The organism is Citrobacter sp. Cf088, from assembly GCF_030334295.1.
GTDB classification, from domain to species: domain Bacteria; phylum Pseudomonadota; class Gammaproteobacteria; order Enterobacterales; family Enterobacteriaceae; genus Citrobacter; species Citrobacter freundii.
Map to the genome: position 1 here is coordinate 1 of NZ_JAOWEE010000008.1, position 207 is coordinate 207.

1 protein-coding gene is annotated in these 207 nt (G+C 54.1%); it reads left to right on the top strand.

The window, feature by feature from the left end:
* Positions 1 to 207 (top strand): Ig-like domain-containing protein (locus OGV71_RS00055; protein WP_286532292.1); only part of this gene is annotated, 207 nt, incomplete at both ends.

A 207-nucleotide genomic window follows, 5' to 3' on the forward strand; every position in this document is an offset into this window, starting at 1 on the left:
GGCCAGATGCGTTACGAAGTGGCATTACCGAAAGGAACGCTGCTGGAAGGTAAAAACGATGTGGTGGTGACGCTGGTCAGTCACGATGCGGCAGGTAACGAAGTAACCGCGATCGCGCACCGTACCATCACGCTGGACACCCAGGCGCACAACTCTCTGACAATTAATGATGTAGACGGCGATAACACCCTGAATCGTAGTGAGCTG